Origin of the sequence: Pseudomonas sp. MH9.2 (genome assembly GCF_034353875.1) — a bacterium.
GTDB lineage: Bacteria > Pseudomonadota > Gammaproteobacteria > Pseudomonadales > Pseudomonadaceae > Aquipseudomonas.
In genome coordinates, this window is the sequence record NZ_CP133784.1 from 1,716,502 (window position 1) to 1,738,050 (window position 21,549).

Here is a 21,549-nt window from a genome sequence, read left to right on the forward strand (position 1 = left end):
TCCCAGCAAAACGCTGCCCCCTGTAGGAGCGACCGAGACGTAGTCTTGTCTGCGATCTAGCCGGGGTCGCGTCCGACCGAAGCGCTAGCAAAAATAGTGAATTCACTGCCGTCGGAAGGTCGTTCCGACCTTTTCGCAGACAAGACTGCGCGTCCCGGTCGCTCCTACGCCCTCCGGGCAGAATCGAGACCGGGCTTGCTGTACGAAAGCGCGGATTGTCCGCGAACAAGGCCCGAGAGGTCACGTTAATTATTGATTGATCCTACGGCCCCTCCGCTGGCACCCAGGCACTGAACTGCTAACATGGCCGTCCGACCGTACTGACTTAGAGTTCACCATGAGCCAACCCTGGAGCCCCGACAGCTGGCGGGCAATGCCTGTTCAGCAGCAACCTCAATACCCCGACGCCGCGCACGTGTTGCGTGTCGAGCAGAGCCTGGCCGGTTATCCGCCGCTGGTGTTCGCCGGGGAAGCCCGAGAGTTGCGGCGTCAGTTTTCCGAGGTGACCCAGGGTCGTGCGTTCCTGCTGCAAGGTGGCGACTGCGCAGAAAGCTTTGTCGAGTTCTCTGCAGCGAAGATTCGCGACACCTTCAAAGTGTTGCTGCAAATGGCCATCGTCATGACCTTCGCTGCCGGCTGCCCGGTGGTCAAAGTCGGACGTATGGCCGGCCAATTCGCCAAGCCTCGTTCCTCCAACGACGAAACCATTGGCGGCGTGACGCTCCCGGCCTACCGGGGCGATATCGTCAACGGCATCAGCTTCGATGAAAAAAGCCGCGTGCCCGACCCAGACCGTCTTTTGCAGGCTTATCACCAGTCCACCGCCACCTTGAACCTCCTGCGCGCATTCGCTCAGGGCGGTTTTGCCGACCTGCATCAGGTGCACCAGTGGAACCTCGACTTCATCGCTAATTCAGCGCTGGCCGAAAAGTACAGCCAGCTGGCCGGCCGCATCGACGAAACCCTGGCCTTCATGCGTGCGTGCGGCATGGACACCTCGCCGCAATTGCGTGAAACCAGCTTTTTCACCGCCCACGAAGCCTTGCTGCTGAATTACGAAGAAGCGTTCGTGCGCCGCGACAGCCTGACCAATGATTACTACGACTGCTCGGCACACATGCTGTGGATCGGCGACCGCACGCGGCAACTGGACGGTGCGCATGTCGAGTTCCTGCGTGGGGTCAAAAACCCTATTGGGGTCAAAGTCGGCCCGAGCATGGACCCGGAAGACCTGATCCGCCTGATCGACACGCTCAACCCGGACAATGATCCAGGTCGCCTGAACCTGATCGCCCGCATGGGTGCGAATAAGGTTGGCGATCACCTGCCGCAACTGATTCGGGCGGTCGAACGCGAAGGTCGCAAGGTGCTGTGGAGTTCCGACCCGATGCACGGCAATACGATCAAGGCCAGCAGCGGCTACAAGACCCGTGACTTCGCGCAGATTCTCACCGAGGTCAAACAGTTCTTTCAGGTGCATCAGGCCGAAGGTACTTACGCTGGGGGCATCCATATCGAGATGACCGGGCAGAACGTCACCGAATGCATCGGCGGCGCACGCCCAATCACCGAAGACAGCCTGTCGGATCGCTACCACACCCACTGCGACCCACGGATGAACGCCGACCAGTCGCTGGAATTGGCGTTTTTGATTGCCGAGACATTGAAGCAGGTTCGGCGCTGATTGATCCGTTTCTAATGTAGGCGCTGCCCAAGGCTGGGATCGACGCTGGCGGCTGGCGCCCGTTGAATCCCTGGGCGGCCAGCGCCATGCGCCGTGCCTGTGAGCGATAGACCTGCGGACATACAGAACCTCCTGTTCAGTCCACAACGCTACCTGATCGACCGCCGTGCTGTCAGCGTTTCATTGGGTCATTCCAGAACGGCAGCTCTGCCTCCTGCTGGATATCGGCACGACTCAAACCCAAGTCCTTCAAAGCAGCATCGCTCAGGCTCGTCAGCTGCTGACGTTGACGATGCAGTTCATACCAGCGCAACAACTGACGCTTGATCATGCTGATCAGGCGTGTACCCGATGAACTGCGATTCACGCTGCCCCGCACCCACACATAACCTTTTTGACCTTTCATCATCTTGCCCTCCAAGTGGGGATGACTTAAGTCTCGCGTCAGCGCTAAGATCAATCCAACGAATGTTTCTTATGCGCTGCATCTGGGAGATTGATGAATGGCCACCTACCCGAGCATCGACAGCGAGCTGTTGCGCACCTTTGTCGCGATTGCCGATGAGGGTGGGTTCACCCGTGCCGGAGAGGTGGTCAACCGCACGCAATCGGCGGTCAGCATGCAGATGAAACGCCTGGAAGAAGACATTCTTCAGCGCTCGCTCTTTCAAAAGGACGGTCGCACCGTCAGCCTCACCGTCGAGGGTCAGGTGCTGCTCGGTTATGCCCGACGCATCCTCAAACTGCACAGCGAAGTGTTCAACACCTTGCGCGAACCGCACATGGTCGGCGTGGTGAAAATCGGTTCACCGGACGATTACGTGATGCGGTTTCTACCGGGGATTCTGTCGCGCTTCGCTCAGGCCTATCCACTGGTGCAGGTGGAAGTTCACTGTGAACCCTCCAAGCAACTGCTACAGCGCCAGGACTTGGACTTGAGCATCGTCACCCGAGAACCGGGCACCGAAATTGGCCAGATTTTGCGTCAGGAGCGCTTCGTCTGGATGGAGGCGCGAGGTTTTTGCCCTCACGAGCAAACGCCGCTGCCGCTGGCGATGTTCAATACCGACTGTTTTTGCCGGATATGGGCCTGCAATGCGCTGGACGCGATGCAGCGCGAGTACCGTATCGCTTACACCAGCGCCAGCCTGTCGGCGATCAGTGCCGTGGTCACCGCAGGCCTGGCGGTGACTGCGCAACTCGAGAGCTTGCTCACCCCGGACCTGCGCATCATCGGCGAGGCCGAAGGAATGCCGCAGTTGCCGTCCGCCAGCATCGTGCTGCTGCGCAATCCGAAAAACACCTCGCCGGTCACCGAATGCCTGGCCGAACACATCGCTGACGGCTTCAAACTTTAAACGCGAGCACCACGGCGCAGATCACCAGAAAGCCGCAGAACAACGAACGCAGGCGTTTTTCCGGCAGCGAATGGGCGAGCCTCACGCCCCAACTGATGCTCAGCAGGCCACCCACTGCCAAGGGAATGCCCATCTGCCAGTTGACGTGGTCATGCACCGCGTAAGTGACCAACGTAATGGCGGTACTGGGCGCTGCCAACGCCAGCGCCAACCCTTGAGCCGCCACCTGTGTCGCGCCGAACACGCCGGTCAGAATCGGGGTCGCCACCACCCCGCTACCGACGCCGAACAGGCCGCCTGTCATCCCCGAGCCGACACCCAGCAGCCATAGCCATTTAACATGACGCAATTCGCTGCTGGCCTGGCCCTTGTGCCAATACATTTGAATCAGGTTAAACAGCGTCAGCACAATCAAGAACGCGACGAAGCCCAAACGCATAGTGTGCGCATCCAGGCGCACCGCCCACAACGACGTCAGCCAGGCGAAGCAAAAACCGGGAATGATCAGCATCAGGGCATTGCGCAGGGAAATCCGGTTGCGCTGGTGATAACGCAACAATGCCAATAACACGTTAGGCAAGACCATGAGCAACGCCGTGCCTTGTGCCATTTGCTGATTCAGACCAAACAACACCCCCAGCGCAGGAATCGCGACCAGACCGCCGCCGATGCCAAACAACCCACCCAACGTCCCCATGACGGTGCCCAACAAAACATACATCCCGATTTCAATCACACCGCGTCCCCAGTCAATCCATGGGCGCATGCTACGCAGTCCGATGACGTAGGGAAACGCAAAGGCAGCCGCAGCGCCTTCACATTCCATGCACAGAGGCTTCGCCTTTCATGAATGCGACGGCGACTGACGCTGAGCCGTAGAATTTATCTGGTGCATTAAAGATCGCGGCACTAAATTAGAGCGCATTACCGCACACAGGACTCTCACATGAGCGCTGACGACAGCTCCACCCCCAACGCAGACAATGGCAACCATCTGCTGCTCGACAGTCAGCTGTGCTTCACCCTGTACTCGACATCGCTGATGATGACCAAGGTCTACAAACCTTTGCTGCAAGCGCTGGGCCTGACTTATCCACAGTACCTGGCGATGATGGTGCTCTGGGAACACGACGGCATGACGGTGGGTGAAGTCAGCACGCGACTGCTGACCGACCCGGGGTCCCTGACCCCCTTGCTCAAACGCCTTGAAGGCGAAGGCCTGCTGAGCCGCACCCGGAGCAAGGAAGACGAGCGTGTTGTCCACCTGCACCTCACCGAACAAGGCCGTACGCTGCGCGAAAAAGCCAAAAGCGTGCCCTCCTGCATCTTCGCCGCCACAGGCACAACACTAGACACACTGAAAAACCTGCAACGCGAACTGCTCGCCCTGCGCGGGAATTTGCACGACAACCTTTGATAAATCTGCAGGCGCTGACTTGTCTGCGAAGACCAGACTTCACCGATCAACGCATGCAAAAAAGCCCGACTCGATGGTCGGGCTTTCGTGTGTTGCGGAACAAGACAACGCTTATTTAGCGCGGCCTTTGTAAGAACCGCCATCACGTGTGTCGATCTCGATCCTGTCGCCGATGTTGACGAAGTCAGCAACGCTCAGCTCGGTACCGTTTTTCAATTTGGCTGGCTTCATCACCTTGCCCGACGTGTCGCCACGTGCGGAGCCTTCGGTATAGTCAACTTCACGAACGATGGTGGTCGGCAGCTCAACGGAAACCAGACGGTCTTCGAAGAAGATCGCTTCGCAAACGTCAGTCATGCCTTCTTCGATGAACGGCAGAACGGCTTCCAGGTCTTCAGCGTTCAGCTCGTACATGGTGTAGTCGGTGGTGTCCATGAACGTGTAGGTATCGCCGCTGATGAAAGACAGCGTGGCGGCCTTGCGATCAAGGATCACGTCGTCCAGTTTGTCGTCGGCGCTGTAAACGATCTCGGTCTTGTAACCGGTCAACAGGTTCTTCAACTTGGTTTTCATGATCGCGCTGTTGCGACCGGACTTGGTGAATTCAGCTTTCTGAACCAACCAAGGGTCATTCTCGAGCCGAATCACGGTGCCGGGTTTCAGTTCTTTACCAGTTTTCATTACGAATATCCGAATTTGGATGGATTTACAAATATCTAGGCCGCGCATCATATCCAATTTCGGTAAAACTGTACTAGAGCCGCTGCAAGATCTACCTGCGAAGCCTGTTCCTGACACCAATATTCGGCGTGCAGGGTGACTTCCGACCAGTGTTGCAGCACATCAGACCAGCTTTGACCCATGTCCTGTCCGGCATTCCAGGCTCGCCAAACATCCCTCAGTGCCTGGGCAGCCGCAGGCGAGAGGCCCTGGAGATAGAGATCGAGGAACGCGTCGAGCTTGACCCAGTGTGCATCGTCATCTTGTTCATAGATGTGCCAGAGGAACGGTCGACCGGCCCATTGCGCACGAACAAACGAGTCTTCCCCGCGCACGGCGTTGAAATCGCAGCACCACAGGAGGCGGTCATAGTCCTCCTGTCGGACGAATGGCAGCACGTGGACCGTCAGCGAATCACGGACTTCCAAGGCTCCCGGCCGCAAATCCTCGACGCCCAGCCAACGCTGCAGGTCGCCCATAATTCGCCCTTCCGGCACCAACAAGTGGGTCGGTCGGCTATCGGCGGCCAATGCATCCAGCCAACTGGCGAGCCCGGCGTTTTCATAGGCGAACAGCGACATCAGGCGCGCGCCTTCGTCCGGAACCACGCCCAAGCCTCGTAAAAAGTTTCGCTGCAGGGCTTGGTCCTGCTGGAAAGCGTGGCGCTGATCGAGCAAGCCGGCTTCGCGTAACAAGCCCCCGGTCGCCTGACGAAACCCGGGAAAGAAGAAAATCTTGCGCAAGCCGTTGGATTGCGGTGATGGCAACGCATGGCAACCGGACACCCACTCCTCGGCGCTGAGGTAGTCCAGATTCAGCCACAGCGGCGGGCGCATGCGCTGAGGCATGGCGTCCCGATAAGCCTGTGGCAAACGGCAGGCAAACGACTCGATCACCACGTCCGCCGGTTCGGTCGGCTGCCAGTCTTTGGTCCAATGGCAGACGCTGACCCCCTCCTGCCACTGCTGCGCGGCATCCACCTGAGCCCCCGGACACAACCGCACAAAGGGCTGCAAATCATCCACCCACAAACGTACCGCGAAGGGGTACTCTGCCGCCAATTGCCGGGCCAGACGCCACGTAACCCCGATATCGCCGTAGTTATCGACAACGTTGCAAAAAATATCCCAGGAGACTTTCATGCCTGGTTCCCTAAAGAAGAAACGCTAAAGCTGCTGATTGTCTGTCATAACGGCCTGCAAGCTCCAGCTTCGGCCGTCTGTCGTGCGACAATCGTTGGCATCGATGGTCACACCAGGAATTTTCAATGCTCTCTCACCCCCTGAAATTGATTATTTGCATTGCCGTGGGCGTCTGGCTCGGTTTCATTGCTATCGCGGTGACGGTGGGACTGGCTTACACCACGACGCTCGCCAGCCAGGTCAGCGCATTGAACAGCGTTGTCAGCCAGTTCAAGGCTTCTATCCTCAGCTCACGTCCTCCGGCGCAACCGGCGTCGGAAAACCCGATGTTCGACAAGTACAAACAAAACCTGCAGGACAGCCAGGCCCAGCAAGCCCAGGAACAGAATCAGGCCGCTCAGGAAAAACGCCTCAGCGCGCCGAAATGCCAATTCTGGTTACAGCAGGATCAAACTGCGCCCAGTGAAAAAACCCGGGCCAATGTCAGTCAGTTTTGTGGTTAGGCCTGATGCAATCAATCCTGAATAAGCAGTCTGTACTCGAACTGATCATCGCCAGACTCGTCATTGATCTGGACGTTGCGCAACGTGCAGCCCAGACCGCCTACGAAACCGCGACCCACGAAGAAAATATCGCCGAGAACAAGTACGACACCCTTGGCCTGGAGGCGTCGTACCTGGCAGCGGGTCAAGCACGGCGCGTCGAGGAAATCCGTCAATCACTGGTGCTGTTCCAGAACCTGAGCCTGCGACCTTTCGACGAGCAACGCGGGATTCAAATCGGCGACCTGCTCAGCCTGGAGGCCGGCAACGGCAGCCAGCAGCAATTGTTCCTCGGGCCCGATGCCGCCGGCTTGAAGATCTACCTGGGCGACGTATTGATCACCGTCATCACGACCCGCGCACCGCTGGGGCAAAACCTGCTCGGCAAAGCGGAGGGGGATGTTGTAGAAATCACCATCAACGGCGCGCGCCAATCGTTCGAAGTCACTCAAGTGATGTGAGACCTATCCGTTTGCAGGGTTGATCCCCCCAACTTTTTCTGGGTAAGGTGCACTGTCGCTACATCACCAGTGGCCTGGACAGACATCCGGGAACAAGGACTCAATACGCAAGGAGATTTTTCATGACGAACGTCATCACTTTCCCTGACGCCCATGAACGTGATCGCCTCAAGTCCGATGACCATCCTGGGTTGTTATATCTGAGTAAGAAAGAGCGCCTACTGATCGAGGAGCTGCGACTGACCAGCCATGCGGGTCGGCAATATGTGTACGACTATGCGCACATCATGCAGGTGTCCAAGCCCCTGCACCCTGATTAAGGCCGACCGGCGGTATCGGCTCGCCGGACATATCGAGGCGACTGGCGTGCGGCTATAGTGGCGGCAAGGGCGTTATTGCCCGTCCGTTTACTTGAGCATCAGGAATTTTTCATGACTGCCGCCACGCCCGACGCCCCCGTTTCCGATCCCGTCGCACCGATTGCGCCGAAGAAAGCGCAGGTCGATCATCTGCGCTTCCACAAGCAGCATGCGCACCTGTCGACAACCTTCGGCAACGACAGCTTTGCCCTCAAGGCTGAAGCATTCGCACGCTTCTTCGGCACGCCAATGTTTCTTGGCGGGCAAACGTTGATCGTTGTGTTGTGGATCGGGGTCAACCTGAGTGGCTTCACCCAATTCGACGTCTATCCGTTCATCCTGCTCAACCTGGCATTCAGCCTGCAAGCGGCCTACGCCGCCCCCTTGATCCTGCTCGCCCAGACCCGTCAGGCCGCACGGGACAAAGCCCACGCCGATGCCGATGCGCAGCACCGGGAAGCACTGGCGTTAGCCAATGAGCAACGCATGGCAATGGCCGCACAGAGCTCTGCGCAAATGCTCCAACTGCTTGAGCAGAACACCCGCCTGACCGAAATGACCAAAGCCCTGACCGAGCGAGTCGAGACCCTGACCGTGGAAATGCACGGGCACTTCGTCAAAAAGAAAGTGGACCCTGTGTAGCGCACTATTGCGCAGCAAAATCGGGCTGGATTCCGCCCAGAGAATCCAGCCATTTTGCGACTGCTGCGCAGCCGATCGCAGACAAGTCAGCTCCTACCTGTCAAAAGCATTGCAACTTGTCTGCGAAGACCTTCAACGAGGCCTGTCACTGCCAGCCGAAGCGTCGGATGTAGAAGCCTTTCACCGCTTGGGTCAGGCCCATGTAAGCCAGCAGAATCACCGGCAGGAAGACGAAGTACAGCGACGGCAACGCTTGCAGTTTGAAGTAATGCGCCAACGGTCCCATCGGCAGGAAGATCCCCACAGCCATGATGACGAAGGTCATCACCATCAGCGGCATGGCCGCGCGGCTTTGCAGGAACGGGATCTTCGGCGTGCGGATCATGTGCACGATCAAGGTCTGGGTCAGCAGCCCGACGACAAACCAGCCCGACTGGAACAGGGTTTGATGGTCTGGGGTGTTGGCGTCGAACACGTACCACATCAAGGCAAAGGTGGTGATGTCGAAGATCGAGCTGATCGGGCCGAAGAACAGCATAAAGCGCCCGACATCCGCAGGCTGCCACCGCTGCGGCTGTTTGAGCATTTCCTCATCGACGTTATCGAAGGGGATGGCAATCTGCGAAATGTCGTACAGCAGGTTTTGCACCAGCAGATGCATGGGCAACATCGGCAGGAACGGGATAAACGCGCTGGCCACCAGCACCGAGAACACGTTACCGAAGTTGGAGCTGGCGGTCATTTTGATGTACTTGAGCATGTTGGCGAAGGTCCGACGGCCTTCCAGTACGCCCTCCTCCAGGACCATCAGGCTTTTTTCCAGGAGGATGATATCCGCCGCTTCCTTGGCGATGTCCACCGCGCTGTCGACTGAAATACCGATATCAGCCGTGCGCAACGCCGGGGCGTCATTGATGCCGTCGCCCATAAAACCGACCACGTGCCCGTTGGCTTTGAGCATGCGCACAATGCGTTCCTTGTGCGCAGGCGTGAGCTTGGCGAAGACATTGGTGGTCTCCACCGCGACGGCCAATTCAGCATCGCTCATGCCCTCGACATCCCCTCCGAGCAGCAGCCCTTGTTGCTCGAGGCCCACCTCACGGCAGATTTTCGCGGTCACCAGCTCGTTATCGCCGGTCAATACTTTTACTGCTACGCCATGGGCGGCCAACGCCTTGAGCGCCGGAGCGGTGCTTTCTTTGGGTGGATCGAGGAATGCCACATAACCGATCAATGTCAGCTCTTGTTCATCCGCCAGACTGTACGTGTCTCGACCCGGCGCCATCGAGCGAGCAGCCACCGCCACAACCCGCAGCCCCTCTTCGTTGAACGCCGCAGTCACCTGACGAATACGCGCCAGCAGTTCAGCGCTCAGCGCTTCATCCTCATCGCCATGGCGAACGCGCTTGCACACCGCCAGCACTTCCTCCACCGCGCCTTTGCAAATCAACACATGCGCCTGATCCTGCTCGGCCACCACCACCGACATGCGCCGGCGGGTGAAGTCGAAGGGGATTTCATCGACCTTCTGAAACGCGGTGGCGACTTTCAGCTCGCGGTGCACTTCAACGTGCTCCAGCACCGCCACGTCGAGCAGGTTTTTCAGGCCCGTCTGGTAATAGCTATTCAGATACGCCATTTCCAGAACGTCGTCCGACTCATCGCCCCAGACATCAACGTGGCGAGCCAGGAAAATCTTGTCCTGCGTCAGCGTGCCGGTTTTGTCCGTGCACAGCACGTCCATGGCGCCGAAATTCTGGATCGCGTCGAGGCGTTTGACGATGACCTTCTTGCGCGACAGGAACACCGCACCTTTGGCCAGGGTCGAGGTGACGATCATCGGCAACATTTCCGGGGTCAGCCCGACGGCGACGGACAGCGTGAAGAGCAGCGCCTGGGTCCAGTCGCCCTTGGTGAAACCGTTGATGAACAGCACCAGTGGCGCCATCACAAACATGAAGCGAATAAGCAGCCAGCTGACTTTGTTAACCCCGGTCTGAAACGAGGTCGGAGCACGGTCGGTAGCGCTGACCCGTTGAGCCAGCGCGCCAAAATAGGTGTTATTACCGGTGGTCAGAATCACCGCAGTGGCGGCACCGGACACCACGTTGGTGCCCATGAACAGAATATTTTCCAGGTCCAGCGGGTTGTGGGTGCCTGCATCCTGCTGACGGGCGTACTTCTCGACCGGCATGGATTCACCCGTCATCGCCGCTTGGCTGACGAACAGGTCCTTGGCGCTGAGCACCCGGCAATCGGCAGGGATCATGTCACCCGCCGACAACACAATCAGGTCACCGGGTACCAGTTGCTTGATTGGCAATTCGATCCGCGATGCTCCCTGGACCGCTGCTGCCGCACCATAGAACCTGGCGAACATCGGCGTCGCCTCTTTGCTGGTCCCCCGACGCATGACGGTCGCGGTGTTGCTCACCATCGCCTTGAGGGCATCGGCGGCCTTGTTCGACTTGGCTTCCTGCCAGAAACGCAGCAACGTCGAGAGCACCACCATCGAGAGAATCACGGTGGCAGCTTTCATGTCATCGGTCAGCCAGGAGATGACCGCCAGCAAGGTCAGCAGCAGGTTGAACGGGTTTTTATAGCAGTGCCACAGGTGAACCCACCATGGCAGCGGTTGCTCGTGCTCGACTTCGTTGAGGCCGTATTGCTCGCGCAGTACTTCAGCTTCGCTGTCGCTCAGACCTTCGTTGTGGCTGCCGAGCTTTTCCAGCAAAGCACCCACATCACTGTTGGCCCCCGCCACCAGGGTTTGTGCCAGGGTCGGCGGCACCTCGCGGCTGACGGGGGCATCGGTCAGGCTGTCCAGCAGTGCCAATCGACGGAAGTGCCGGGAGAAATGTCGAGTCCGCAGAAAGCCTGCGAAAAATTCTTTCAAAAGGGCGAGTTTCATCGCTATTCCCCTAACGGTTTACGGCAGGAACCTATTGGCAGGCTCGGCCGACCTTAAGCCCTGCTCGACTTGTCGGCAAGGCAGGTCTGGCCCGCATATCGAAAACGACACGCGCGTCCGCAGCACCGCGGTGATCGACTCGGGGCTGGTCGCGCCAAAACGCCCATATGAGCGCGATCCCCCCTGATACCGATCAGTCGATCAACGAATAAACCAACGCCGAAATCGCTACCAGACCGACCACGGTCACAAAAACGTTGGACGCCTTGCCAGCGTAACGACGCATCGCCGGGATTTTGTGGATGGCGTACATCGGCATCAGGAACAACAGCGCAGCAATGACCGGCCCGCCCAGGGTTTCGATCATGCCGAGGATGCTCGGATTCAAGGTCGCCACCAGCCAGCAGACCAGCAACATGAACGCCGCTGTCAGCCGATCCAGGGTGCGTGGCGCCGGACGATGCCCGGTTTTGACGACCAGGCCTTTAAGGCCTTCGCTGGCGCCGATGTAGTGACCCAGAAACGACTTGGTGATGGCGACAAAGGCAATCAGCGGCGCGACAAAAGCAATCGTCGGGTTGCTGAAGTGATTGGCCAGGTAGGACAGGATCGACAGGTTCTGCGCCTTGGCTTCGGCCAGCTGCAGCGGCGACAAGGTCAGCACGCAACTGAACACAAAGAACAGCACCATCACCACCATCAGCCCGTGGGCGCGCGCGAGAATCTGCGAACTGCGCACTTCGGCGTGGCGGCCGTACTGGCGTTTCTGGTCCACGGCGAAGGCCGAGATGATCGGCGAATGGTTGAACGAGAAGACCATCACCGGAATCGCCAGCCACAGGGTGTGCAGCAGCGCCGACGGTTCAGGCAGCGTGGTCGCGGTGGCCAGAATTCCGCCGTTCCAGTGCGGGATCAGAAACACCGCCAGGAACAGCAACGCAACGATGAAGGGGTAAACCATCAGACTCATTGCCTTGACGATTGCCTTCTCGCCACAGCGCACCACCGCGAGCAGCCCGACGATCAGCAAAAACGCCAGCAGCGCTCTGGGTGGCGGCTGCACATGCAGTTGATGCTCGAGAAAACTGCCCACGGTATTGGTCAACGCCACGCTGTAAATCAGCAGGATCGGGAACACCGCAAAGAAATACAGCAAGGTAATCAGCGCGCCAGCGGTCTTGCCGAAATGCTGCTCGACGACCTCGGTGATATCGGCACCTTCGCGTCCGGACAACACAAACCGGGTCAAGCCACGGTGGGCGTAGAACGTCATGGGGAACGCCAGCACCGCCAGAATCAACAGTGGCCAGAAGCCCCCGATACCGGCGTTGATCGGCAGAAACAACGTGCCCGCACCGATTGCGGTGCCAAACAGGCCCAGCATCCAAGTGGTGTCATGGTGGCTCCAAGAGGCAACGCCCGCTGGCACCGATTCAACGCGTTCATCGACGCTGGTGGCCTGGTCATTCATCCGTTCGACATCTCCGATAGCCAGTCATTACTGCAAGGTCGGGGCGGATCACAACACTGTACAGTCAGCGCCCCCAACCTTAAGAGGGGCGCGATTGTCCGGGATTAGGCTTAAGAATCAAAGCCCTGCCTGAGGAACGGTCTTCAGCGCGTCAGCACAACAGTGCTCAACGATTCGCGAAAACCCCTTACATCCAGCCCAACCACTTCCAGTAGGTCGCGCCGAACACCAGCATCAGCAGGTACCCAATCAGCGTCACGACCAGGCCGACACGGGCAAATTGTTTGGCGGTGAAGGTTTCCGTGCCCAGGCACACCATGTTCTGCGGTGCATTGACCGGCAGGATGAAGCCATAGCTGACCGCAAAGCCCAGCAGCATGGTCATGCCCAGTCGATTGAAATCGCCGGGCAAGGTTTGCAGCACGGCAATCAGGATCGGCAACATGGCCGAGGTCAGCGCGGTCGCACTGGCGAACCCCAGGTGAATCAAAATCAGAAACGCCCCGAGGATTGCGAAGACGCCCAGCGGGCCTACTTGGTCCAGGCCGGTATGGCTGACCACCTGAGTGCCGAGCCATTGACCCGCGTGGGTGGTCAGGAGCGCCGTACCGAGGCTGATCCCCACCCCGAACACAATCACCGTGCCCCATGGAATCCGCGACTGCACGTCCTTCCAAGTCATGATCCCCCAGCGCGGCAGGAGCAAAATTACCAACCCTGCATAAGTCGTCGAGGTGGTGTCGAAGCTGTGCAGTTTGCCCTCGGTGGACCAAACCAGGAGCAGCAGTATCGAGACGGTCAACAGACGTTTCTGCGCGCCGGTCATGGGCCCGATATCGGCCAACGACTTGGCAACCGCCTCCTTGCCACCGGGAATGCTGTCGCTTTCAGGCGGGAGCATCTTCAGCACCAGAAACATCAGTACGCCAGACATGATGATTGCCCACGGAGCGCCGGCAATCAGCCAGTCGATCCAGGCCACGCGTTGGCCGAGCATCTTGTCCATGAACCCGGCTGTCAGCAGGTTCTGCGCGGCGGCGGTCTGAATCCCGACGTTCCAGATGCTGGTGCCCTGCGCCACGATGATCATGATCGCGGCGGCGATATTCGAGCGCTTATCCACACCGAATGCCGCGATGACCCCCATCATGATGGGTACGACACAGGCACTGCGCGCCGTCGCACTCGGGACCACAAGGCTCAGTAAAATCGTCACCACGATGGCACCGAGCATGATGCGTCGGGTGCTGGTGCCGATCCGCGACAGCGTGACCAGCGCAATGCGCCGATCCAGCCCGGTATGGGTCATGGCCGCAGCGATGAACAGCGCGCCCACGACCAGCGCCAGCGCAGAGTTGGAAAACCCGGTCAAGGCCATGGTAATCGCGGCAGAAGAGCCGTAAATCACCGAAGGGTCCTGAAGCGTCGGCGCCGTCCCCAGCAAAAACGCCATGAGCGAGGTAATCATGATCGCACTGGCTTCGTACGACACGGCCTCGGTAATCCAGACAACCACGGCGAACGCCAGAATCGCCAGCATCCGATGGCCTGCGACGGGCAAGTCGGTCGGCAACGGCAAGAGCAGCACGCCCACCATTACCAGCGCGGCAACCACCAACCCCACAGGAAATTTGATGCGGGCCGCAGGCTGCGCCGGCACGGTCTCGGGTGCGTTCATGTCCATCCCCCTGATCCTTCATGACCTGACTCAGACAGACATCCGCAACACCGCGAGCATCCAGCTACCGCGCGCAGAATAGCAGCACACCCGCCGACAGGCCTTGACCCGAGTCAACGGGCCCGGACCTGAGCCCTGATCCATCAATGCAGGGGGCTACTCCGCCTGATTGCTCCGCAGTGGCACCCGCAGCTCGACGCGCAAACCATCCGGCTGACTGTCGAATGTCAGGGAGCAGGCGCAGCGCTGAACAATGGCCTGGACGATGGCCAGGCCCAGGCCGCTTCCAGGGCTTTTACCGTTGCGCCAGAAACGTTCGGTGAGGTGCTGCAGGTCCTCGCTCGCAATGCCAGGGCCGTGGTCGCGCACATGGAAGCAGGCGGTATGCACATCGGCCTCAAGGCTCAGCTCGACATGCGCATCGGCAGGCGTGTGGCGCAACGCGTTATCCAGCAGATTGCGCAACGCGGCAACGGCCAATACCGCGGGCATCTCCACCGCCGCGAGGGAGAGATTTTTCGGCATGTGCAGTTCGATGCGCGAACTATCGCCCGGGCTAGCGTCGTGGATGGCCAACCGCGCAACCTCTTCAGCACTGCACTGCACCCCATCATCAAACGACAGACTGCCCTCCACCCTGGCCAGTAACAGCAATTGCTCCAGGGTTCGGTGCAGACGGTCGGCCCCCTCTTCCGCGTGGGCCAATGAGCGATCCCGCACCGGACCTTCGGTCATGCGCGCCACTTGCAGGTGGGTTTTGATAGCGGTCAGCGGACTGCGCAGTTCATGGGCGGCATCGCCGGTCAGGCGGCGCTCGCGCTCAAGGGTCTGGGCGATGCGCTGGAACAATTGATTCTGGGTGTCCAGTAACGGCTGCAGCTCGCTGGGCAGATCGGGGACGTGCAACGGCTCGACGGAATCCGCACTGCGCCGCTTCAAGGCATCGCGCATTCGATTGAGCGGCGCCAAACCCTGACCAATGCCCAGCCACAGCAACGCCAGGCTACCGAACAAGGCCACCGCCACCGGCACCGACGCCGCGAGCAAGATGGAATGCTGGAGGGTGTCGCGTTCAGCCTGTCGATCCGCCGTGGTAATGCGCAGATCCCCCTGGGTCAGGGTGAAACTGCGCCAGTGTTCGTCATTGATCAATTGATCGTGAAAGCCGGACTGCTGGGCGTCGAGGGCCTGATCGGGGTCGGCATGACTGCGCACCAGCACCTCCCCCCGCAGCGAACTGACCTGGCACGCGAGCCCGCCGGGAATACCCAATTGCTCGGCACTCAGCGGCGTGCCGTCACTTTTGCCGGGGGTCGGCAACTGCTCGAGCAGACCGGCAACCATGTGCGCCGACGCGCCCAGACGCTGGTCGAGGGACAGCATCATCTGGCTGCGCAAATCGCAGAGCATCCAGGCCGCCGCCAGGGCCCAGATCAACACGAATACCGACCCGAGAATCAGGCTCAGGCGCACCCTTAAACTCATCATGGCGCCTCCGGCCCGGCGCTCTTGGCATCCGCAGGACCGAGTCGATAACCCAAGCCACGCACGGTTTCGACAATCGTGTGGCCCAGTTTTCGACGCAGGTGGTGAATGTGCACGTTGAGCGCATTGCTCTCCACGTCATCGCCGAAACCATAGACGCTGTCCTTCAGTTGCTCGCTGGACAACACCCGACCGCGGTTATGCAACAAGGCATGCAACAGCGCCTGCTCGCGACGGGAGAGGTCCACCGGCTGCCCAGCCAGCACGGTTTCGCGGCTGCTGGGGTCGTAGGTCAGGCAGCCGTGTTCGATCAGGTTCACCGAACGCCCCGCCACCCGACGGATCAGGGTGTGCAAGCGAGCGCTTAACTCGCGCAGATCGAAGGGTTTGAGCAGGTAATCGTCAGCCCCCGCCTGCAAACCGGCGACCCGATCAGTCACCGTGTCCCGCGCCGTGAGAATCAGCACGGGCAATTCAAGACCGTTCTGGCGCAGTTGGCGCAACAGCGTCAGGCCGTCTTCATCGGGCAAGCCGAGATCGAGAATCAACACATCGAACTGCGCCGCCAGCACCATCGCCCGCGCAGCCGCCGCCGTGGCGACATGGTCCACCGTCAGCCCTTGGGCATTAAGGCCCGCGACAATGCCGCTGGCGATCAAGTCATCGTCTTCGCAAAGCAATACGTGCATGGTGGACTCGGGAAAAAAAGCTATTAAAGCAGAACACGATTAACCCGCGATTAATGATCCCGTGTCCACCCACCCCTGCAGGAGACTCCGCGGCGTCGAAGACGGTGCCCACGCTCCGCCATTAACGCTCGCTTAATCGACATGCCGCATCCTTACCCCACCTGTCACTTCAAGGCTTTTTTGTTCATGCGGATTTTTTGGCTGTTTATCTTTTATCTGATACCCGCCCTGGCCCAGGCACTCCCGAGCACCGACCCTTTCGCTCAGGCGGACTTTCTGCCAGCGGACAAGGCGTTTACGTTCAGCTCCGAGCGCATGGCCTCGGGCGAGACGCGCCTGCACTGGCGCATCAGTGAAGGGTATTACCTGTATCAGCAGCGTCTGAAATTCGAGGGCCTGTCGCCAGACAACAGGCCCGTACTGCCTGAAGGCGAGCCCCACAGCGATGAGTATTTCGGCGCGCAGGCCGTGTATCGCAACACCTTGGACTTGATGATCCCCGCCGCTGCCAGCGGGCAAGTGAAGCTGAGCTGGCAAGGGTGTGCCGACGCCGGGCTGTGTTATCCACCGCAAAACAAAGTGCTCGATCTGGGCGGCAACAACAACAACAACAACAACAACAACAACATCAATTCAGGCATTTCTCAGGCGCCGGACCAAGCACTGGCAAGTAGCCTGCAGCAACGCGCATTCGGCTGGAGCCTGTTGATTTTCTTTGGCCTGGGCTTGCTACTGGCCTTTACCCCCTGCTCGTTACCGATGCTGCCGATTTTGGCCGGTGTGGTGGTCGGCAGCGGTGCGAGTCCCAAACGCGGGCTCGCCCTGGCCAGCAGTTATGTGCTGAGCATGGCGCTGATCTACGCAGGTCTCGGTGTACTGGCTGCGCTACTGGGCGCCAACCTGCAAGCGCTGTTGCAACAACCCTGGCTACTCGGCAGTTTCGCCGCGCTGTTTGTGATACTGGCGCTGCCGATGTTCGGCCTTTTCGAACTGCAACTGCCCGCCGTCCTGCGTGATCGGCTGGGAAGTGCCGGGCGCCAGCGTCAAGGCGGGAGTCTGGTGGGTGCCGGGGTGTTGGGTGCCTTGTCCGGGCTGATGGTCGGCCCTTGCATGACCGCACCGTTGGCCGGCGCGTTGCTCTACATCGCGCAAAGCGGCAATGCGCTGCACGGCGGCCTGGTGTTGTTTGCCATGGGCTTGGGCATCGGTGTGCCACTCTTGCTGCTGGTCACGATGGGCAATCGCTTCCTGCCGAAACCGGGCGCCTGGATGAACCTGCTCAAAGGCGTGTTCGGCTTTCTGTTCCTCGGTACCGCATTAATCATGGTACGACCGCTACTGGATGAGTCGCTGTGGGTCGGTATGTGCGGTGTTCTGCTATTGGTCGCAGCCTATGCCGCCGTGATGCAGGCCCGGCAACTCAAGCGCGCCGCGATCCTGTTCGGCCCCGGCGGACTGGTGATCGGGCTCTGGGGAACCTTGATGCTGATCGGCGCGGCAGGCGGTGCCGAAGATCCGTTGCGCCCATTACAGGTGTACAACGCCACGTCGGGGGCTACGGTGCAGAACGCCGTTGAACATAACGCGTTCACCACAGTCAATGAACCCGAAGCCCTTCAGCGCGAACTCGACGCTGCAAAGGCGCAAGGTCAATGGGTGTTCCTCGACTACTATGCCGACTGGTGCGTGTCCTGCAAGGTCATGGAGAAACAGGTGTTCGCAAAAGCCGAGGTGCTGGCCGCATTGAAAGAGGTCCGCCTGCTACGCCTGGACGTCACTGCCGACAACGCCGCCAGCCGCGAACTTCTCAGTCGCTATCAAGTACCGGGGCCGCCGAGCCTGCTGTGGATAAGTCCTACGGGCGAAGAACGGCGTGACCGACGCATCACCGGCGAGGTCGACGCCCAGCCCTTTCTGCAACACTGGCAAGCAACCCGGGAGCGTGGCTGATGTTGAGTTTCTCGATTGGCCCCTTCGCCCTCGCGATGAACCACGTGCTGCTGATCGCCGCTCTGGGGTTGGCAACCCTGGTCGGCTGGCGAGTCGCCAAGCGTGGCGGGATCAATCCCGAGTCAGCGCTCTTTAGCCTGTTCGTGCTCGGTCTACTCGTCGCTCGGCTGGGGTTTGTAATCGCTTACTGGCCACAGTTCCGCGAAGAACTCTGGCAGATCGTCGACATTCGCGACGGTGGTTTTCTGATCTGGCCCGGCGTGCTCGCAGTGATACTGGGCGGCCTTTGGCGCGGCTGGCGTCAGCACGCGTTGCGCCGACCGCTGGGGTTGGGCTTGAGCAGCGGCTTGCTGTTCTGGTTGCTGGCAACCATGGGCCTGAACATCTACCAGGAAAGCGCGCGCCTGCCTCAGCTGACCTTGCGCAATGCCGCCGGAGAATCGGTGCAGTTGGCCGATTACACAGGCAAACCGTTGGTAATCAACCTGTGGGCAACGTGGTGCCCCCCGTGTCGCCGGGAAATGCCGGTGCTGCAAAAGGCGCAGGCAGAACGTGAGGACGTGGTCTTCCTGTTCGTTAACCAAGCCGAAAGCCAGCAGACCGTCACCGGTTTTATCGCCGACCAAGGCCTGCATCTGCGTAACGTGTTGTTCGATGGCAGCGGCAAACTGGCGCAAAGCGTCGGCTCCATGGCCCTGCCCACCACCATTTTCTATACCGCCGATGGCCGTCTGCGCGGCAGCCACCTCGGCGAATTGTCCAACGCCAGCCTGGCGCGTTACCTCGATAACGTCGACAGCGATGCACCCTCTTCATACTCAAGGACTGCCCCATGACACTACCCCGTCACTTTTTAGCCGTCTCCATCAGTCTGCTCGCCCTGCAAAGCTCGCTGCTGCATGCCGAAACATGGCCCGAACCGATCCGGGCGATGGAAGCCAAGGGCGCGCGCATCGTCGGCAGTTTCGATGCCCCGGATGGCCTGCGCGGGTATGCCGCCGAGTATCAGAATCAAGGCATGGCGTTCTACCTGACAGCGGATGGCAAACATGTGCTGGCCGGCAATCTGTATGACGAAAAAGGCAAGGACTTGAGCAAGGCGCCGCTGGACAAGCTGGTGTATGCGCCGATGGCGAAAGAAGTCTGGAACAAGATGGAGAACAGCACCTGGATCGCCGACGGCAGCAAGACCGCACCCCGAGTGGTCTACCTATTCAGCGACCCGAATTGCCCCTACTGCAACATGTTCTGGGAACAGGCACGGCCGTGGGTCAAGGCCGGCAAAGTGCAGTTGCGGCACATCATGGTCGGTATCATCCGCGAAGACAGCGCCGCCAAATCCGCCACGCTCCTGGCCGACAAATCCCCCGAAGTCGCGCTGAACGCTCACGAAAGCGCTGGCAAAGGCAGCCCGCTCAAACCCCTGGCAACCATCCCGAAAGATATCCAGACCAAGCTCGACGCCAACCTGCAATTAATGACCGATCTGGGCCTGTCCGCCACCCCGGCCATCTTCTACCTCGACGACCAAGGCCACCTGCAACAGCAACAAGGCGCACCATCGCCCGAGACCTTGAACAAAATAATGGGCCCCAAATAAACCTGGCAGGATATGGAACTGACTTGCCTGCGAAAAAGCCGGGGTCGCGTCCGACCAGGAGCACCTTCATGCGATGGTGAACCCAGCTATTTTGCGACGGCTCCGCAGCCGATTCGCAGACAAGTCTGCTCCTACGGCCTAGCGGCCAGAGGCTGAGACAGTGTGGGCAATGCTTTTGATAGGTAGGAGCTGACCGGGACGCGTAGTTTTGTCTGCGAATAAGCCCGGCACGGGCTTCCAGCTAGCACGGCAGCGCGGGATTTTCCACAGAGGTCAGCGGCGTTTCAACGTCACCGACGGCAATTCACCAAATTGATTCTTGTAGTACTCGGCGAAGCGGCCCAGATGGAGGAAGCCGTAATCCAGAGCGATTTCGGTCAGGTTGCGCACGCCCTGGCTCGGGTCAGACAAACTGGCCTGAATGCGTTCGAGCTTTTTGCTGCGGATGTAGTTCATCGGGGTGGTACCGGCATGGCGTTCGAACAGCGCATACAGCGAACGAATGTTCATGTGGCTCAACTGCGCGAGTGACTCGACGGTGATGTCTTGCTTGAGGTTCTGCGCAATGTACTGGGCCAGTCGTTCGAATGGCGCGGACTGCACGTCAAGCGTCTCACGGTTGACGTTGGTGCCCAGCAGCGAGAGCAGTTTGCTCGCAATGATCTGGGTGTAATGCTCACGAACCCGAGGCAACACCAAGTCCGTTTCCGCTTCCTGACAGACCAATCCCAACAGGCTCATAAAACCATCGAGTTCGGCCAGCTTATGGCGATTGGAGGCAAAACGAATGCCTTCGCTGGGCTTATGCCAGCGTAACTCGGCGCAGGTCAGGTCGAGCAAAGGCAGCGGCAACTTGAGAATGAATTTTTCGCAATCGGCGGAATACATCAGGTCCACCGGATCGTCCGGGTTAATCAACAGTAACTCGCCCGGCGCGAAGTAATGCTCCTGCCCATAGGATTTGGACAGGCACTGACCCCGCAGTAGAATTTGCAAGTGATAGATAGTTTCAAGCGCGGGAGACGTCACGTGAACACTGGCGCCATAACTGATACGGCACAGGTCGAGACTGGCGAACTTAGTGTGATTCAGACTGGCCTGCGGTCTTGATGTTGCAGGCAGCCGGATGCAGTGGGAACCGACATGCTGATTGACGTATTCCGACACCGCGTAAGGGTCGGCGCGCTCAAACACCATGCTCTTTTCGTTAAGCAGAAGGCTTTGCATACACCGCACACCCATCTTGTTTTTATAGTTGCTCACAATGCCCGGAAGACCCGGGCATTGGCACTATCAAGAGGGTACTGGAGATAGCGGGCAAACAACAGACGACTGTCCGATCACCGAACACTCTCTGCAATCAACTGATAGCCGGGCAACTGTCCAGTGAATGTTTGATGCGGCATGTTACGCATCCATGTGAAAATGACATACACCATC

20 protein-coding genes are annotated in these 21,549 nt (G+C 59.3%); 10 read left to right on the top strand and 10 right to left on the bottom strand.

Going from position 1 to position 21,549, the window contains the following annotated elements:
• Positions 1–337 precede the first annotated feature (337 nt).
• Entirely contained in the window at positions 338–1,684 is a 1,347-nt protein-coding gene (locus RHM55_RS08020) for a class II 3-deoxy-7-phosphoheptulonate synthase (RefSeq protein ID WP_322180912.1), read from the top strand.
• 172 nt (positions 1,685–1,856) lie between these two features.
• Here the strand turns inward: RHM55_RS08020 and RHM55_RS08025 are convergent, their stop codons facing one another.
• The gene (locus tag RHM55_RS08025; RefSeq protein ID WP_322180915.1) at positions 1,857–2,093 is read right to left on the bottom strand and encodes a DUF1127 domain-containing protein; all 237 of its coding nucleotides are present in this window, start codon (positions 2,091–2,093) and stop codon (positions 1,857–1,859) included.
• 94 nt (positions 2,094–2,187) lie between these two features.
• Between RHM55_RS08025 and RHM55_RS08030 the strand changes: the two genes are divergently transcribed.
• A complete protein-coding gene (locus RHM55_RS08030) occupies positions 2,188–3,042 on the top strand; it encodes a LysR substrate-binding domain-containing protein (protein WP_219061668.1) in 855 nt (284 codons plus the stop codon).
• On the opposite strand, the gene RHM55_RS08035 is transcribed toward RHM55_RS08030, so the two are convergent.
• The gene (locus tag RHM55_RS08035) at positions 3,032–3,778 is read right to left on the bottom strand and encodes a sulfite exporter TauE/SafE family protein (RefSeq protein ID WP_322182792.1); all 747 of its coding nucleotides are present in this window, start codon (positions 3,776–3,778) and stop codon (positions 3,032–3,034) included. The two genes, RHM55_RS08030 and RHM55_RS08035, sit on opposite strands and share 11 nt — an antisense overlap.
• Before the next feature lie 210 nt (positions 3,779–3,988).
• On the opposite strand from RHM55_RS08035, the gene RHM55_RS08040 reads away from it, so the two are divergent.
• Positions 3,989–4,459 carry a MarR family transcriptional regulator gene (locus RHM55_RS08040; protein WP_322180918.1) on the top strand — a complete coding sequence of 157 codons (471 nt, stop codon included), beginning with the start codon at positions 3,989–3,991 and terminating at the stop codon, positions 4,457–4,459.
• A gap of 111 nt (positions 4,460–4,570) precedes the next feature.
• Here RHM55_RS08040 and RHM55_RS08045 read toward each other — a convergent pair whose 3' ends face one another.
• Together RHM55_RS08045 and earP are read right to left on the bottom strand one after the other, a co-directional pair.
• A complete protein-coding gene (locus tag RHM55_RS08045; RefSeq protein ID WP_322180920.1) occupies positions 4,571–5,140 on the bottom strand; it encodes an elongation factor P in 570 nt (189 codons plus the stop codon).
• A 47-nt stretch (positions 5,141–5,187) separates the two neighbouring features.
• The gene (gene earP / locus RHM55_RS08050) at positions 5,188–6,321 is read right to left on the bottom strand and encodes an elongation factor P maturation arginine rhamnosyltransferase EarP (protein WP_322180922.1); all 1,134 of its coding nucleotides are present in this window, start codon (positions 6,319–6,321) and stop codon (positions 5,188–5,190) included.
• 125 nt (positions 6,322–6,446) lie between these two features.
• On the opposite strand from earP, the gene RHM55_RS08055 reads away from it, so the two are divergent.
• The 4 genes from RHM55_RS08055 to RHM55_RS08070 all read left to right on the top strand — a co-directional run bounded on the left by RHM55_RS08055 (position 6,447) and on the right by RHM55_RS08070 (position 8,325).
• Positions 6,447–6,824 (top strand): hypothetical protein, encoded by a 378-nt coding sequence (locus RHM55_RS08055; RefSeq protein WP_322180924.1) that lies wholly within the window; start codon positions 6,447–6,449, stop codon positions 6,822–6,824.
• Between the two features lie 17 nt (positions 6,825–6,841).
• Positions 6,842–7,324, top strand: a complete 483-nt coding sequence (locus RHM55_RS08060; protein ID WP_322182794.1) for a GreA/GreB family elongation factor — start codon at positions 6,842–6,844, stop codon at positions 7,322–7,324.
• Between the two features lie 122 nt (positions 7,325–7,446).
• Positions 7,447–7,644 carry a hypothetical protein gene (locus RHM55_RS08065; RefSeq protein WP_219061673.1) on the top strand — a complete coding sequence of 66 codons (198 nt, stop codon included), beginning with the start codon at positions 7,447–7,449 and terminating at the stop codon, positions 7,642–7,644.
• A gap of 111 nt (positions 7,645–7,755) precedes the next feature.
• Positions 7,756–8,325 (top strand): DUF1003 domain-containing protein, encoded by a 570-nt coding sequence (locus tag RHM55_RS08070; protein WP_322180927.1) that lies wholly within the window; start codon positions 7,756–7,758, stop codon positions 8,323–8,325.
• Positions 8,326–8,470: 145 nt separating this feature from the next.
• Here RHM55_RS08070 and mgtA read toward each other — a convergent pair whose 3' ends face one another.
• The 5 genes from mgtA to RHM55_RS08095 all read right to left on the bottom strand — a co-directional run bounded on the left by mgtA (position 8,471) and on the right by RHM55_RS08095 (position 16,559).
• Positions 8,471–11,236: a magnesium-translocating P-type ATPase gene (gene mgtA, locus RHM55_RS08075; protein ID WP_322180929.1), complete on the bottom strand. Its 2,766-nt coding sequence runs from the start codon at positions 11,234–11,236 to the stop codon at positions 8,471–8,473.
• Between the two features lie 193 nt (positions 11,237–11,429).
• Positions 11,430–12,707 (bottom strand): serine/threonine transporter, encoded by a 1,278-nt coding sequence (locus tag RHM55_RS08080; RefSeq protein WP_322180931.1) that lies wholly within the window; start codon positions 12,705–12,707, stop codon positions 11,430–11,432.
• A gap of 187 nt (positions 12,708–12,894) precedes the next feature.
• On the bottom strand, positions 12,895–14,385 hold the full coding sequence (locus RHM55_RS08085) for a DASS family sodium-coupled anion symporter (RefSeq protein WP_322180933.1): 1,491 nt from the start codon (positions 14,383–14,385) through the stop codon (positions 12,895–12,897).
• Positions 14,386–14,541: 156 nt separating this feature from the next.
• The gene (locus tag RHM55_RS08090) at positions 14,542–15,873 is read right to left on the bottom strand and encodes an ATP-binding protein (RefSeq protein WP_322180935.1); all 1,332 of its coding nucleotides are present in this window, start codon (positions 15,871–15,873) and stop codon (positions 14,542–14,544) included.
• On the bottom strand, positions 15,870–16,559 hold the full coding sequence (locus tag RHM55_RS08095; protein WP_322180937.1) for a response regulator: 690 nt from the start codon (positions 16,557–16,559) through the stop codon (positions 15,870–15,872). The genes RHM55_RS08090 and RHM55_RS08095 overlap by 4 nt, the downstream gene beginning before the upstream one ends.
• Before the next feature lie 186 nt (positions 16,560–16,745).
• On the opposite strand from RHM55_RS08095, the gene dsbD reads away from it, so the two are divergent.
• Genes dsbD through dsbG form a run of 3 tightly spaced genes read left to right on the top strand, consistent with a single transcriptional unit; the run spans position 16,746 to position 20,109 of the window.
• Positions 16,746–18,509, top strand: coding sequence for a protein-disulfide reductase DsbD (dsbD, locus tag RHM55_RS08100; protein ID WP_322180939.1), 1,764 nt, complete (start codon positions 16,746–16,748; stop codon positions 18,507–18,509).
• On the top strand, positions 18,509–19,345 hold the full coding sequence (locus tag RHM55_RS08105; RefSeq protein ID WP_322180944.1) for a prolipoprotein diacylglyceryl transferase family protein: 837 nt from the start codon (positions 18,509–18,511) through the stop codon (positions 19,343–19,345). Before dsbD ends, RHM55_RS08105 begins: the two co-directional genes overlap by 1 nt.
• Positions 19,342–20,109 carry a thiol:disulfide interchange protein DsbG gene (dsbG, locus tag RHM55_RS08110; RefSeq protein ID WP_322180946.1) on the top strand — a complete coding sequence of 256 codons (768 nt, stop codon included), beginning with the start codon at positions 19,342–19,344 and terminating at the stop codon, positions 20,107–20,109. Before RHM55_RS08105 ends, dsbG begins: the two co-directional genes overlap by 4 nt.
• A 273-nt stretch (positions 20,110–20,382) precedes the next feature.
• Here the strand turns inward: dsbG and RHM55_RS08115 are convergent, their stop codons facing one another.
• Complete coding sequence (locus RHM55_RS08115; protein WP_322180948.1) at positions 20,383–21,336, bottom strand: AraC family transcriptional regulator; 954 nt, start codon at positions 21,334–21,336, stop codon at positions 20,383–20,385.
• Between the last annotated feature and the right edge of the window lie 213 nt (positions 21,337–21,549).